Origin of the sequence: Enterobacter sp. 03-F-07-AD-ECC (genome assembly GCF_047530935.1) — a bacterium.
GTDB classification, from domain to species: Bacteria; Pseudomonadota; Gammaproteobacteria; order Enterobacterales; family Enterobacteriaceae; genus Enterobacter; species Enterobacter cloacae.
Genome location: NZ_JBLKBZ010000009.1, coordinates 98,378 through 113,610 on the forward strand (window position 1 = coordinate 98,378; position 15,233 = coordinate 113,610).

12 protein-coding genes are annotated in these 15,233 nt (G+C 55.3%); 2 read left to right on the forward strand and 10 right to left on the reverse strand.

Annotated elements, in window-relative coordinates:
- Positions 1-59 precede the first annotated feature (59 nt).
- Complete coding sequence (gene folA / locus ACMWKA_RS15370; protein ID WP_008502023.1) at positions 60-539, forward strand: type 3 dihydrofolate reductase; 480 nt, start codon at positions 60-62, stop codon at positions 537-539.
- 39 nt (positions 540-578) lie between these two features.
- Here folA and apaH read toward each other — a convergent pair whose 3' ends face one another.
- Genes apaH through lptD form a run of 6 tightly spaced genes read right to left on the reverse strand, consistent with a single transcriptional unit; the run spans position 579 to position 7,308 of the window.
- Positions 579-1,427, reverse strand: coding sequence for a bis(5'-nucleosyl)-tetraphosphatase (symmetrical) ApaH (apaH, locus tag ACMWKA_RS15375; RefSeq protein WP_013095538.1), 849 nt, complete (start codon positions 1,425-1,427; stop codon positions 579-581).
- 4 nt (positions 1,428-1,431) lie between these two features.
- Entirely contained in the window at positions 1,432-1,809 is a 378-nt protein-coding gene (gene apaG, locus ACMWKA_RS15380; RefSeq protein WP_013095539.1) for a Co2+/Mg2+ efflux protein ApaG, read from the reverse strand.
- A 3-nt stretch (positions 1,810-1,812) separates the two neighbouring features.
- Positions 1,813-2,634: a 16S rRNA (adenine(1518)-N(6)/adenine(1519)-N(6))-dimethyltransferase RsmA gene (rsmA, locus tag ACMWKA_RS15385; RefSeq protein WP_013095540.1), complete on the reverse strand. Its 822-nt coding sequence runs from the start codon at positions 2,632-2,634 to the stop codon at positions 1,813-1,815.
- Entirely contained in the window at positions 2,631-3,617 is a 987-nt protein-coding gene (pdxA, locus tag ACMWKA_RS15390) for a 4-hydroxythreonine-4-phosphate dehydrogenase PdxA (protein WP_102751641.1), read from the reverse strand. The genes rsmA and pdxA overlap by 4 nt, the downstream gene beginning before the upstream one ends.
- Positions 3,617-4,903, reverse strand: a complete 1,287-nt coding sequence (gene surA / locus ACMWKA_RS15395; RefSeq protein WP_013095542.1) for a peptidylprolyl isomerase SurA — start codon at positions 4,901-4,903, stop codon at positions 3,617-3,619. Before surA ends, pdxA begins: the two co-directional genes overlap by 1 nt.
- A gap of 53 nt (positions 4,904-4,956) precedes the next feature.
- Positions 4,957-7,308, reverse strand: coding sequence for an LPS assembly protein LptD (lptD, locus tag ACMWKA_RS15400; protein ID WP_414760394.1), 2,352 nt, complete (start codon positions 7,306-7,308; stop codon positions 4,957-4,959).
- A 239-nt stretch (positions 7,309-7,547) separates the two neighbouring features.
- Here lptD and djlA point away from each other — a divergent pair, with 239 nt between their 5' ends.
- Positions 7,548-8,366 carry a co-chaperone DjlA gene (gene djlA, locus ACMWKA_RS15405; RefSeq protein ID WP_013095544.1) on the forward strand — a complete coding sequence of 273 codons (819 nt, stop codon included), beginning with the start codon at positions 7,548-7,550 and terminating at the stop codon, positions 8,364-8,366.
- A gap of 32 nt (positions 8,367-8,398) precedes the next feature.
- On the opposite strand, the gene rluA is transcribed toward djlA, so the two are convergent.
- The 4 genes from rluA to araD all read right to left on the reverse strand — a co-directional run bounded on the left by rluA (position 8,399) and on the right by araD (position 15,233).
- Positions 8,399-9,058 carry a bifunctional tRNA pseudouridine(32) synthase/23S rRNA pseudouridine(746) synthase RluA gene (rluA, locus tag ACMWKA_RS15410; protein ID WP_020688480.1) on the reverse strand — a complete coding sequence of 220 codons (660 nt, stop codon included), beginning with the start codon at positions 9,056-9,058 and terminating at the stop codon, positions 8,399-8,401.
- 12 nt (positions 9,059-9,070) lie between these two features.
- Positions 9,071-11,977, reverse strand: a complete 2,907-nt coding sequence (rapA, locus tag ACMWKA_RS15415) for an RNA polymerase-associated protein RapA (RefSeq protein ID WP_045292756.1) — start codon at positions 11,975-11,977, stop codon at positions 9,071-9,073.
- A gap of 128 nt (positions 11,978-12,105) precedes the next feature.
- Positions 12,106-14,463 (reverse strand): DNA polymerase II, encoded by a 2,358-nt coding sequence (gene polB / locus ACMWKA_RS15420; protein WP_250181595.1) that lies wholly within the window; start codon positions 14,461-14,463, stop codon positions 12,106-12,108.
- Between the two features lie 74 nt (positions 14,464-14,537).
- Positions 14,538-15,233, reverse strand: a complete 696-nt coding sequence (gene araD / locus ACMWKA_RS15425) for an L-ribulose-5-phosphate 4-epimerase (protein ID WP_013095548.1) — start codon at positions 15,231-15,233, stop codon at positions 14,538-14,540.

Genomic DNA, 15,233 nt, shown 5'->3' on the forward strand with positions numbered 1-15,233 from the left:
GACGAAAGATTAAGCTTTCCGTATAGTGGCGGCAATTTTTTGCATCCGGGAAATTTTCAATGATCAGTCTGATTGCAGCGCTGGCGGTGGACCGTGTTATCGGTATGGAAAATGCCATGCCGTGGAACCTGCCTGCCGATCTCGCATGGTTTAAACGTACGACGTTAAACAAGCCGGTAGTGATGGGCCGCCTGACCTGGGAGTCGATTGGTCGTCCATTGCCGGGCCGTAAGAATATCGTGATCAGTAGCCAGCCAGGCACTGACGATCGCGTCGAATGGGTGAAATCCGTGGACGAGGCGATTGCCGCGTGCGGTAACGCCGAAGAGATCATGGTGATTGGTGGTGGGCGTGTATATGAGCAGTTCCTGCCAAAAGCGCAAAAGCTCTATCTGACGCATATTGATGCGGAAGTGGAAGGCGATACCCATTTCCCGGACTACGATCCGGACGAGTGGGAATCGGTATTCAGCGAATTTCACGACGCGGATGCGCAGAACTCACACAGCTACTGCTTCGAGATTCTTGAACGTCGCTAGTTGATAGACCCTCTCCCGGCCGGGAGAGGGAATTCACTCTCAGGAGGCGACTGCCTCACCTTCCCCCAGATCCAGCTGTCGGTTGGACGGCTGCACGAAGTATGTTTTATCTTCCCAGCGTAAGCAGGTTAAATCCCCGCCCCAGCAACAACCGGTATCAAGACCGTAGATCCCTTCCGGCGTGCCTTTCCCTTCTAGCGCGGCCCAATGACCAAACACCACGCTGTACTCACTGGTGACCGGCCCGGGAATCGCAAACCACGGTTTAAGCGGTGCAGGTGCGCTCTCCGGCGTCTCTTTTGAGTACATATCCAGTTGCCCGTTCGGGAAGCAGAAACGCATCCGTGTGAACGCGTTCGTGATAAAACGCAGGCGCGCCAGACCGCTCAGATCTTCACTCCAGTGATTTGGCATGTCGCCGTACATGGCATCAAGGAAGAAGGGATAGGAATCGCTCGCCAGCACGGCTTCTACGTCACGCGCGCAGGTTTTTGCCGTCTCAAGATCCCACTGTGGGGTGATCCCGGCGTGTGCCATGACCAGTTTTTTCTCTTCATCGATCTGCAACAGGGGCTGACGACGCAGCCAGTTGATCAGTTCGTCGGCGTCTGGCGCCTCCAGCAGCGGGGTGAGGCGATCTTTCGGCTTATTGCGGCTGATGCCGGCAAAGACGGCGAGCAGATGCAAATCATGGTTCCCCAGCACCATGCGTACGCTGTCGCCCAGCGATTTTACGAAGCGTAAAACCTCCAGGGAGCCTGGCCCACGCGCCACTAAATCGCCCGTCAGCCAGAGAATATCCCGTCCTGGCGTAAAGTCGACCTGTTTTAATAATGCGATCAGTTCATCGTAGCAACCGTGAACGTCGCCAATCAGATATGTAGACATTAGATTAATGAATGAGTGTTGTAACGGCGAGACGGAACACAGGAATAGCAACGCGGAACACATTGCCATCGACGTCGACCATTTCATAATGGCCTTGCATGGTACCCAGCGGCGTTTCGATCACTGCACCGCTGGTGTACTGATACTCTTCGCCAGGGGCGATGTGGGGCTGTTCACCAACCACACCTTCACCCTGAACTTCGATTTCACGGCCATTGCCGTTAGTGATAAGCCAGTAACGCCCGAGCAGTTGCACAGGCATCCGCCCCAGGTTGCGAATGGTCACGGTGTAGGCGAAAACAAAACGTTCTTCATCGGGTGAGGACTGCGACTCAACGTAAACGCTTTGTACCTGGACACAGACGCGGGGCGAATCAATCATGGCTTAACTCTCCTTCGGCGGCGCATTTTCGCTAATGTAATTAGCCAGTTTACAGTACTGCTCAACAGAGATGTTTTCTGCTCGCATTGCCGGGTCAATGCCCAGTTCGGCCAGCACGTCAACGGTGAACAGATTGCCGAGGCTATTACGGATCGTTTTACGGCGCTGGTTAAAGGCTTCTGTGGTGATGCGGCTCAGTACGCGCAGGTCTTTGACCGGGTATGGCATCGTTTTATGCGGCACAAGGCGCACAACCGCAGAGTCGACTTTTGGCGGCGGCGTGAAGGCAGACGGCGGCACTTCGAGTACCGGGATCACATTGCAGAAATATTGTGCCATCACGCTTAAACGACCATACGCTTTACTGTTCGGCCCTGCAACCAGACGGTTTACCACCTCTTTTTGCAACATGAAGTGCATGTCGGCAATGGCATCAGTATAGCTAAAGAGGTGGAACATCAGCGGCGTGGAGATGTTATAGGGCAGGTTACCGAATACGCGCAGCGGCTGACCCATTTTTTCCGACAGCTCGCCAAAATTCATGGTCATGGCATCTTGCTGATAAATCGTCAGCTTCGGCCCAAGGAACGGGTGCGTTTGCAGACGAGCAGCGAGATCGCGGTCGAGTTCGATAACGGTCAGTTCGTCCAGACGTTCGCCGACGGGTTCAGTCAGTGCTGCCAGACCGGGGCCGATTTCAACCATCGCCTGGCCTTTTTGCGGATTAATGGCCGAGACAATACTGTCGATCACGAACTGATCGTTGAGGAAGTTTTGCCCGAAGCGTTTACGGGCTAAGTGGCCCTGATGGACTCGATTAGTCATTGAGTATTAACAATCATTTTGATGGCGAGATTAAGCGCCGTAATAAAACTGCCGACATCCGCTTTTCCCTGGCCTGCCAGATCCAGCGCAGTACCGTGGTCAACGGACGTTCGAATAAAAGGTAAACCGAGGGTGATATTCACACCGCGGCCAAAGCCCTGGTATTTTAGCACGGGCAGGCCCTGATCGTGGTACATCGCGAGCACGGCATCGGCATTATCCAGGTATTTGGGCTGGAAAAGGGTATCGGCAGGCAATGGCCCGCTCAGGTTCATCCCTTTCGCCCGCATTTCATTCAGCACCGGAATGATGGTGTCGATCTCTTCAGTCCCCATATGCCCGCCTTCCCCGGCGTGTGGGTTCAGGCCACAGACCAGAACGTGCGGCTGTTTAATGCCGAATTTGGTCTGCAGATCGTGATGCAGTATCCCGATGATCTCCCGCAGCAGTTCAGGGGTGATGGCGTCAGGAATGGCCTTAATCGGCAGATGGGTTGTTACCAGAGCCACCCGCATCGCTTCCGTCGCCAGCATCATCACCACTTTCGGGCTGTGCGATCGCTCTTCAAAAAACTCGGTATGTCCGGTGAACGGAATACCGGCTTCGTTAATCACCCCTTTGTGGACAGGGCCTGTAATCAGGGCAGCAAATTCTCCCTGTATGCAACCATCGCAGGCGCGCGCCAGGGTTTCGACAACATAGTGGCCGTTTTCAGTGCTGAGCTGACCCGGAATAACAGGAGTACGAAGAGGGACGGGAAGAAGCGTGAGCGTTCCGGCTTGCTGCGGTGCAGGCTGCTGGCCTTCAACGTAGGGGATAAGCGTTAAAGGCAGACCGAGCAGTGAAGCCCGGTCTTGTAACAGTGTTGCATCAGCACAGACGACCAGTTCCACCGGCCAGCTACGTTGGGCAAGCTGGACCACGAGGTCAGGCCCAATCCCGGCGGGTTCGCCGGGGGTGATCACAACACGATGCTGTTTCATTAGTTGCTCAGAACTTTCACGTAAGCGCTGGCGCGTTGTTCCTGCATCCAGGTTGCCGCTTCTTCAGAGAACTTACGGTTGAACAGCATACGATAGGCTCTGTCTTTCTGCGCTGCGTCGGTTTTATCAACGTTGCGGGTATCCAGCAGTTCGATCAGATGCCAGCCAAAGGAGGAGTGTACCGGCGCACTCATCTGGCCTTTGTTCAGCTTCATCAGCGCATCGCGGAATGCCGGATCGTAGATATCCGCAGCCGCCCAGCCCAGGTCGCCGCCCTGGTTAGCAGAGCCAGGATCCTGAGAGAACTCTTTTGCGGCATTCGCAAACGACGTTTTTCCGCTCTTAATGTCCGCAGCAATCTGTTGCAGCTTCGCACGCGCCTGATCGTCCGTCATGATCGGTGACGGTTTCAGCAGAATGTGGCGAGCATGAACTTCGGTGACGGAGATGTTCTGGCTCTGACCACGCAGGTCGTTGACTTTCAGGATGTGGAAGCCAACACCTGAACGGATTGGACCCACGATGTCGCCTTTCTTCGCCGTGCTCAGCGCCTGGGCAAAGATGGATGGCAGTTCCTGAATACGTCCCCAGCCCATCTGGCCACCTTTCAGCGCCTGTTGGTCGGCAGAGTAGGTAATGGCCAGCTTGCCAAAGTCACTGCCGTTACGTGCCTGCTCAACGATAGCGCGCGCCTGGCTTTCCGCTTCAGCGGCCTGGTCAGACGTTGGGTTCTCTGGCAGCGGGATCAGAATATGGCTCAGGTTCAGCTCGGTGCTGGCATCGTTCTGGTTGCCCACCTGTTTTGCCAGCGCGTCGACTTCCTGCGGCAGGATGGTGACGCGGCGACGAACTTCATTGTTACGCACTTCTGAGATCAGCATCTCTTTACGGATCTGATTACGGTAGGTTGAATAGCTGATGCCATCATAGGCCAGACGACTACGCATCTGATCCAGGGTCATATTGTTCTGCTTAGCGATGTTAGCGATCGCCTGATCAAGCTGCTCGTCAGTGATCTTCACGCCCATTTTCTGACCCATTTGCAGGACAATCTGATCCATGATCAGACGTTCCAGGATCTGATGGCGCAGCGTTGCGTCATCCGGAAGTTGCTGACCCGCCTGGCCCGAATTGAGCTTCACAGATTTCATCAAACCGTCAACGTCACTTTCGAGCACGACACCGTTGTTAACCACAGCGGCGACCTTATCAACAACCTGGGGGGCCGCGAAGCTGGTATTCGCAACCATAGCGACACCGAGCAGCAGCGTTTTCCAGTTCTTCATACTTTTTCCATTTCAATTAACCGCAAAGCGGATTACGTTGCAAAACAAGCACATTACAAGGAACTGCGGTACGGCAGAATGTTCGAGCGCAGCATCTGCTGCGTGCCCAGGCCGTAGTTGGAGCTCAGGCCGCGCAATTCGACATTAAAGCCAATCACGTTATCGTATTTGCTCTGATTGTTTTGAGTATCCCAGCCGTTAAGCTTGCGTTCGTAGCCGACACGCAGCGCGTAACAGCAGGAGTTATATTGCAGACCAACCATCTGGTCAGCAGGCTTGTTGGCGTTAGTGTCAAAGTAGTAAGCGCCAACAATTGACCAGCGGTCAGCGATTGGCCAACTGGCTGCACCACCCACCTGCGAAATCCCGTCTTTATACTGTTCACTGGTGGCATAGTTCGGCAGAGTTACCTGAATATATTCCGGGCTGGCGTAACGATAGGTCAACTGCACCATACGATCTTCATCGCGACGGTACTCGACGGCTGCACTGCTGGTCGCAATATTGTCGAGACGCGTGTCGTACTGCAGACCCCCGCGTAAGCCCCAGCGATCGGTCATGCGCCAGTAGGTATCGCCCGCCCACACCAGCGAACCTGTTTTGTTGTCTTTCTCCCAGTTGATATTGTCATCACCGGTACGAGACTCGGTGAAATAGTAGATTTGACCAACAGAAACGTTAAAACGTTCAACGGCAGATTCATCATAAACGCGCGTTGTGACGCCGGTCGTTAACTGGTTTGCGGAAGCAATACGGTCGAGACCGCCGTAGGTACGGTCACGGAACAGGCCGCTGTAGTCAGACTGCAGGAAAGCGGAGTCATAGTTCTGGATTTTGCTCTGATCGCGATAAGGCACGTACAAATACTGCATACGTGGCTCAAGCGTCTGGGTATACCCATCCGCCAGCAGACCCATATCGCGCTCGAAGATCAGCTTACCGTCCATTTTGAATTGCGGAAGAACGCGGTTCACGGATTCGTCAAGGTCGGTGCCATAACGGTTGTTATACCAGTCCACATTTTTCTGCTGGTAATGGGTCGCCATCAGCTTGGCTTCGGTATTCAGACTCGACCAGTTGTTCGACAGCGGTAAATTGATCGTCGGTTCTAAATGTACACGCGTGGCTTCCGGCATGTCCGAGTTGGTATTGACGAAATGCACTGCCTGCGCGTAGACGCGGGTATCGAATGGACCAACATCGTTCTGATACCAGTTCACATCCAGCTGCGGTTCTGCACCGTATGTGCTGGTATTCTGACTGCTAAAGACCTGGAACTGCTTCGTCGACACCGTGGCGTTGAAGTTCTCGATGGCATAGCCAACGCTAAATTTCTGCGTGGCGTAGCCATCGGTACTGGAACCGTACTTGGAATCGAAGTCGTTGAAATAGTAAGGATCGCTGACTTTGGTGTAGTCGACGTTAAAACGCCAGACCTGATCCATAACACCAGCGTGGCGCCAGTAGTACATCCAACGGTGTTTATCACCTTCTGTTGGGTGCTCATCCTGGAAGACCTTATCTGATGGCAGATAATCCAGTTCCATCAAACCGGTACCCGCCTGGGTCAGATAGCGGAACTCGTTTTCCCACATGACGTTGCCGCGCTTATGGATATAGTGCGGCGTGATCGTGGCGTCCATGTTGGGCGCGATGTTCCAGTAATACGGCAGATAGAACTCAAAATAGTTCGAGGTGCTGTATTTGGCATTTGGGATCAGGAAGCCTGAACGACGTTTGTCGCCCACGGGAAGCTGCAGGTATGGGCTATAGAAAACCGGCACCGGGCCGAGTTTAAACCGGGCGTTCCAGATTTCTGCGACCTGCTCTTCACGGTCGTGAATTACCTCACTTCCAACCACGCTCCAGGTATTCGAACCCGGCAGACAGGAGGTGAAGGAACCGTTTTCCAGAATCGTATAGCGGTTTTCACCGCGCTGTTTCATCAGATCTGCTTTACCACGCCCCTGACGACCCACCATCTGGTAATCACCTTCCCAGACGTTCGTATCTTTGGTGTTCAGGTTTGACCATGCTTTCGGACCTTTCAGGATGATCTGATTGTCGTCATAGTGCACATTACCCAGCGCATCCACCGTTCGTACCGGTTCGGCCGCACCTTCCGGCTGCTTCTGGTGCAACTGCACTTCATCTGCCTGCAGGCGGCTATTGCCCTGATTAATATCCACACTGCCCGTAAACGTGGCATTGTCAGGATAAGTTCCTTTTGAACTGTCGGCAGTAATGGTTACCGGCAAGCTATTTGTATCGCCACTCACCAGTGGGCGATTATAACTTGGGACGCCAAGCATACATTGCGAGGCAAGATCGGCCGCCAGCCCCTGTTGACTGTACAGGGCGGTGCCAATCATTGTGGCCAGGAGGGTGGGGATACGTTTTTTCATACGTTATATTTTAGTGTTCCGTCATCAGTGGCTACGGCTTACAAACGCTCAGAGACTATCTTACTCATCAGCGCAGTACCAGCGTTAATCCTGCCCGTTTGCGTGCCAGAGTGTTAGGCTCGCTATCGAATGACGAGTATGATAATGCAAATTATAGGCGATGTCCCTCAATTGACCGTGGCTCGACCACTGTAATGATGGCGTTGCGTCGACAAGGGACATGACTATCCGGGGAGTATATGCAGTATTGGGGTAAAATCATCGGCGTTGCGTTCGCCATCATCATGGGTGCCGGGTTTTGGGGCATCGTACTTGGCCTGATTATTGGCCATATGTTCGATAAGGCACGCAGCCGCAAAATGGCGTGGTTCGCCAACCAGCGCGAGCGTCAGTCCCTCTTTTTCTCCACCACCTTTGAGGTGATGGGGCACTTAACCAAATCAAAAGGGCGGGTAACGGAAGCCGATATCCAGATTGCCAGCGTATTTATGGACCGCATGAATCTGCACGGGGAATCTCGTGTGGCGGCGCAAAATGCGTTTCGCATCGGTAAATCGGATAACTATCCGCTGCGCGAAAAAATGCGTCAGTTCCGCAGTATCTGTTTCGGCCGTTTTGATTTAATTCGGATGTTTCTGGAGATCCAGATTCAGGCGGCGTTTGCCGACGGGTCTCTTCATCCAAATGAACGCGATGTGTTATACGTGATTGCCGAAGAGCTGGGGATCTCCCGCATGCAGTTCGACCAGTTCTTGCGCATGATGCAGGGCGGCGCACACTTTGGTGGCGGCTATCAACAGCATCAATCCTCTGGCGGCGGCTGGCAGCAGGCGCAGCGAGGCCCGACGCTGGAAGACGCCTGTAACGTGCTTGGCGTGAAACCTTCGGATGATGCGACAACCATCAAGCGCGCCTATCGTAAGCTGATGAGTGAACATCACCCGGATAAACTGGTCGCGAAGGGTTTACCGCCAGAGATGATGGAGATGGCGAAGCAAAAAGCGCAGGAAATCCAGAAAGCGTACGAGCTGATAAAAGAGCAGAAAAATTTCAAATAAAAAAATGGCCCGACACAGTCGGGCCATTTTTTTTAGAAGTCCACCGGGGCTTTAAACGTCATTGCGTTGCCAAACGCCGGGTGGGTGATGGTGAGCGTCTGGGCATGAAGCTGCAAACGCGGCGCTGAAGCCAGCGCCTCCGGGGGGGCGTAAAAACGGTCTCCCAGAATCGGGTGCCCCAGCGCGAGCATATGCACACGCAGCTGATGTGAACGCCCGGTAATGGGCTTAAGCAGCACGCGCGCGGTGTTATCCGGCGCGTACTCCAGCACTTCATACTCGGTTTGCGCGGCCTTGCCCGTCTCATAGCATACCTTCTGCTTTGGTCGATTTGGCCAGTCGCAAATCAGCGGCAGATCCACCAGCCCTTCCGCCTGAGCGGGATGGCCCCAGACGCGTGCGACATACTGCTTTTTCGGCTCACGCTCGCGGAACTGACGTTTGAGTTCACGTTCAGCCGCTTTGTTCAGCGCCACCACAATCACGCCGCTGGTTGCCATGTCCAGGCGATGAACGGACTCCGCCTGGGGATAATCACGCTGAATACGTGTCATCACGCTGTCTTTGTGCTCATCCAGACGCCCCGGCACGGACAACAGGCCGCTAGGCTTGTTGACCACCATAATGTGCTCATCCTGATAAAGGATAACCAGCCACGGGTCTTGCGGCGGATTGTAAGGCTCCATCACCATCTTGTGCTCCGTTTACTGATGCGTCACAACAATAAGACGCAGGGCATCCAGACGCCAGCTTGCCTGATTCAGGCTTTCCAGCACCTGCTGACGGTTGCTCTCAATCGCGGTCAGTTCGTCATCACGGATGTTTGGGTTCACCGCTTTTAACGCTTCCAGACGAGACAGCTCTGCAGACAGTTTCTCATCGGCTTCCTCGCGAGCGGCATCAATCAACGTCCTGGCCGCTTTTTCGATCTGCGTTTCACCCAACTGCAGAATGGCGTGCACGTCCTGTTGTACGGCGTTGACCAGTTTGCTGCCCGTGTGGCGGTTTACTGCGCTCAGCTGGCGGTTGAAACTCTCGAATTCAACCTGTGCAGCCAGGTTGGTGCCGTTTTTATCCAGCAGCAGACGCACTGGCGTTGGCGGCAGGAAGCGGGTGAGCTGCAGCTGTTTCGGCGCTTGCGCTTCCACAACATAGATCAGCTCAACCAGCAGCGTACCAACGGGTAATGCTTTGTTTTTCAATAAGGAAATCGTGCTGCTACCCGTGTCGCCGGAAAGGATCAGGTCGAGGCCGTTGCGGATCAACGGGTGTTCCCAGGTGATGAACTGCGCGTCTTCGCGAGACAGCGCCACGTCACGCTCAAAGGTGATGGTGCAACCATCCTCCGGCAGGCCCGGGAAATCCGGAACCAGCATATGATCGGATGGGGTCAGCACGATCATGTTCTCGCCGCGATCGTCCTGGTTAATCCCGACGATGTCGAACAGGTTCATGGCGAAGCTGATCAGGCTGGTGTCGTCATCCTGCTCTTCAATGCTTTCGGCAAGCGCCTGCGCTTTTTCGCCACCGTTGGAGTGGATTTCCAGCAGGCGGTCACGTCCCTGCTCCAGCTGCGCTTTCAGAGCCTCATGCTTTTCGCGACAGGATTTGATCAGCTCATCAAAACCGTCCGTATTTTCCGGCGCTGCCAGGTAACCGATCAGATCCGTATGCACCTGATCGTAAATGGTGCGTCCCGTCGGACAGGTATGTTCGAACGCGTCCAGACCTTCGTGGAACCAGCGTACCAGCACCGACTGAGCGGTTTTTTCCAGGTAAGGGACGTGGATCTGAATATCATGCGCCTGACCGATACGGTCCAGACGGCCGATACGCTGTTCCAGCAGGTCGGGGTTGAACGGCAGATCGAACATCACCAGGTTGCTGGCGAACTGGAAGTTACGCCCTTCAGAACCGATTTCAGAGCACAGCAGAACCTGTGCGCCGCTGTCTTCTTCACTGAACCAGGCCGCGGCGCGGTCGCGCTCGACAATGGACATGCCCTCGTGGAACACGGCGGCTCGAATACCTTCGCGCTCGCGCAGAACCTGCTCCAGCTGCAGCGCGGTGGCCGCCTTGGCGCAGATCACCAGCACTTTCTGTGAACGATGAGCCGTTAAGTAACCCATCAGCCATTCAACACGCGGGTCGAAGTTCCACCAGGTTCCGGTATCGCCTTCAAATTCCTGATAAATCTGCTCCGGGTAGAGCATGTCGCGCGCACGTTCTTCCTGGCTTTTGCGCGCCCCCATAATGCCGGAGACTTTTATTGCCGTCTGATACTGCGTCGGCAGCGGCAGCTTGATGGTATGCAGTTCGCGTTTCGGGAAGCCCTTCACGCCGTTACGGGTGTTACGGAACAGCACGCGGCTGGTGCCGTGGCGATCCATCAGCATATCGATCAGCTCTTTACGCGCGGAACCCGCGTTGTCGCTGTCACTGTTGGCTGCCTGCAGCAGCGGCTCAATATCCTGTTCGCCAATCAGATCGCTCAGGGTGTTGAGTTCGTCATTCGAGAGGCGTTTGCCCGCCAGCAGCATGGCGACAGCATCGGCAACCGGGCGGTAATTATTCTGTTCTTCGACAAACTGCTCAAAGTCATGGAAGCGGTTTGGATCGAGCAGGCGCAGACGGGCGAAGTGGCTCTCCAGCCCCAGCTGTTCCGGCGTTGCGGTCAGCAGCAGGACGCCCGGCACGCGCTCGGCAAGCTGTTCAATTGCCATGTATTCACGGCTCGGTGCCTCTTCGCTCCAGACCAGGTGGTGCGCTTCGTCGACCACCAGCAGATCCCACTCTGCGTCGCACAGATGCTCAAGACGCTGCTTGCTGCGGCGCACGAAGTCCAGGGAGCAGATGACCAGCTGTTCGGTTTCAAACGGGTTGTCCGCGTCATGCTGGGCTTCGGCGTAGCGCTCGTCGTCAAACAGCGAGAAACGGAGGTTAAAGCGGCGCAGCATCTCAACCAGCCACTGATGTTGCAGCGTTTCCGGTACCACGATCAGCACGCGCTCGGCGGCGCCAGAAAGCAGCTGTTGATGCAGGATCATACCGGCTTCAATGGTTTTACCGAGGCCCACTTCGTCTGCCAGCAGTACGCGAGGCGCATGACGACGACCAACGTCATGGGCGATATTCAACTGATGAGGGATCAGGCTGGTGCGTTGACCACGCAGGCCGCTCCACGGCATGCGGTACTGTTCACTCTGGAATTTACGTGCGCGATAGCGCAGGGAGAAGCGATCCATACGGTCGATTTGCCCGGCAAACAGGCGATCCTGCGGCTTGCTGAAAACCAGTTTGCTGTCGAGCAGCACTTCACGCAGGATGACATTGCTCTCGTCAGTGTCGAGGCGAGTCCCAATGTAGGCGAGCAGACCATTCTCTTCTTTTACGTCTTCAACCTTTAGCTGCCAGCCGTCGTGGCTGGTCACGGTGTCACCTGGATTGAACATCACGCGGGTAACAGGGGAGTCATTGCGAGCGTACAGGCGGTTTTCACCGGTAGCAGGGAAAAGGAGGGTGACCATGCGTGCATCGACTGCAACCACGGTTCCCAATCCAAGTTCGCTTTCTGTATCGCTGATCCAGCGTTGACCAAGTGTAAAAGGCATATGTGTTCGGCTCTAATCTTTAATTGCAGGCAATAGTTCAACCACCGTCAAAAAAGACGGTCATCGAAAAATGGGTCCGGGAGTGGAAAGGGCGCTATGGTACTGGATGGCAGCGATTTCGTCACGTGTCAAAATAGGCCAAGCTGCCCTGTCACTAGTGTAGCAAAATCGTCGTCAATGAACGGCAAAATTCCATCCGCGACGGGCTGAAGCTGGCGCGTCAGGTAGTGGTCGTAGTCCAGCGCAGAGTGTTGATAATCCACGGGCTCTGGCCCGTTTGTCGTCCAGACATACTTGATGGTGCCCCGGTTCTGATACTGCGGGGCGCGCCCCCGACGGACGTTTTCTTCATCCGCCAGACGCGCGGCGCGGACGTGCGGCGGAACGTTACGCTGATACTCGGCCAGCGGGCGGCGCAGGCGTTTGCGATACACCAGCTGGTTGTCGAGCTCGCCGGCCATCAGGCTGGCTATCGTCTCGCGGACGTAGTCCTGATAAGGCTCATTACGAAAGATCCGCAAATAGAGCGTTTGCTGGAACTGCTGAGCCAGCGGAGTCCAGTCTGTGCGTACCGTCTCCAGCCCTTTAAACACCATGCGTTGCTTTTCACCTTCCTGAATCAGTCCGGCGTAGCGTTTCTTGCTGCCCTGATCGGTTCCACGGATAGTGGGCATTAAAAAGCGGCTGAAATGGGTTTCATACTCCAGCTCTAACGCACTGGTTAACCGCTCTTTTTGCAAATGCGCTTGCCACCAGTCGTTCACGAAGGCCACCAGCTGTTTGCCAATTCGCGCGGCTTCCTCTTCGGCGTGTGCGCCCTTCAACCAGACGAAGGTGGAGTCGGTATCGCCATAGATCACTTCATAGCCCTGGGATTCGATCAGCGCCTTTGTCTGGCGCATGATCTCATGCCCGCGCATGGTGATAGACGAGGCGAGACGCGGGTCGAAGAAGCGACACGCGCTGGTGCCCAGCACACCGTAAAAGGCGTTCATGATAATTTTCAGCGCCTGAGAAAGCGGCTTGTTGCCGTGGCGCTTGGCCTCGTCGCGCCCGTGCCAGATCTGCCCCACGATCTCCGGCAGGCAGTGTTTCTCCCGTGAGAAACGCGCCCCCAGAAACCCGTCGGTGCTGTGCGTATTGTCCGGCTGCGCCATCCCCTCTACCAGCCCCACCGGATCAATCAAAAAGGTGCGGATAATCGAGGGGTAGAGGCTTTTGTAGTCCAGTACCAGCACGGAGTTATACAGTCCCGGCCGGGAATCCATCACGTAGCCGCCTGGGCTTGCCTGCGGCGGCACGTCCCCCAGGTTCGGTGCGACGTAGCCTGCCCGGTGCATGCGGGGAAAGTACAGATGGCTGAATGCCGCCACGGAACCGCCGTGCCGATCAGCGGCAAGACCGTTCACTGTGGCGCGTTCCAGCAGAAAAGGCATGATCTCGGTTTTGTGGAAAATCTGCGTAACCAGCTCACAATCTTTCAGGTTATAGGTGGCAAGTGCCGGTTTGTCTTCGTTGAAGCGGCGGTCGATCTCATCCATTCGGTCCCACGGATTATCGATGGATTTCCCTTCCCCCAGCAGCTCCTGCGCCACTGCCTCCAGCGAGAAGGAAGAGAAATTCCAGAATGCGGATTTCAGTGCCTCGATGCCGTCGATAATCAGGCGACCGTTGGCCTGTGCGAAGAAGACGCCGTTTTTGAAACCGTGCTCGCGCCATTCCAGTTCGCTATGACCCCGCCCAAGCATGAGCGGGATGCGGTAACGCTCGGCGTGTTTTTGCAGTACCCGCAGGTCGAACTGCACCACGTTCCAGCCGATCAGGACATCGGGATCGCGATCGGCAAACCACTGGTTCAGTTTTTCCAGCAGTTGTGGCCGGCTGTTGACGTACTCCAGCCGGAAGTCCAGCGCGAAGGCATCGCCATTCGGTGGCCCGAGCATATAGACAACCCGGTCGCCGCAGCCTTCAAGTCCAATACAGTACAGTTCACCGTGACGGGTGGTTTCGATGTCCAGTGAGACCCATTTCAATGGCGGACGGTAGTGCGGGTTGGGTTTCAGACGGGCGTTAATCAGCCCGCCGTTGTGCGCCGTGCCATCAACCCAGACAGGGGCGGTAATAAACCGCTCCATCAGAAAACGTTCCGGGGGACGAATATCGGCTTCGTACAGGGTGACGCCCGCCTCGCGCAGCAGTTTTTCATAGCGCATCAGTTGGCGATGGGCGCGACAATAGAGGCCAAAAACCGGCTGGCGATGGAAATCTTTCAGCTCAAGTGGCGTGATGCGCCAGTTGTTTTCACCGCGCAGTAGCTGCTTTACTTTGTCGACGTGGGCTTCAGGAATAAACGCCACGGATTCCTGTGGCGGCAGGGTAACACGCAGCGGGCCGTTGTCCGTCGCCAGCCAGAAATCCACCTCTGTTCCCTGAGGCGTATCCCGCCAGTGTCGGGTCAGTAAAAAACCTTCTTGCGCCTGCGTCACGCCGTTATCCCATAAAACAAAACCAGGCCTGATTATAGCCTGGTTAGCGGTTTTATGCTGGGTTTATATACAGTTTATTGCCCGTAATAGGCTTTTGCACCGTGCTTGCGCAGGTAGTGTTTGTCCAGCAGCGTCTGTTGCATATCCGGCAACTGTGGTGCCAGTTGACGACAGAAGATGCCCATATAGGCTACCTCTTCCAGCACAATCGCGTTATGCACTGCATCTTCCGCATTTTTGCCCCACGCAAACGGGCCGTGAGAATGCACCAGCACCCCGGGCATCTGTGCTGCGTCGATTCCCTGTTTTTCAAAGGTTTCGACAATCACATTGCCGGTTTCCCACTCGTACTCGCCGTTGATTTCCGCATCGGTCATCAGGCGGGTGCAGGGGATGGTGCCGTAAAAGTAGTCTGCGTGCGTGGTACCGGTAGCCGGGATGGACTGGCCTGCCTGCGCCCAGATAGTCGCATGACGCGAGTGGGTATGCACAATGCCGCCGATGGTCGGAAATGCCTGATACAGCAGGCGATGGGTGGGGGTATCGGAGGAGGGTTTTTTCTTCCCTTCCACCACTTCACCGGTTGCAATGCTGACCACAACCATATCGTCAGCGGTCATCACCGTATAATCCACGCCGGAAGGCTTGATGACGAACACCCCTTTTTCGCGGTCAACGGCGCTGACGTTGCCCCAGGTCAGGGTCACCAGATTATGTTTAGGCAGCGCCAGGTTGGCTTCGAGTACCTGGCGTTTGAGATCTTCTAGCAT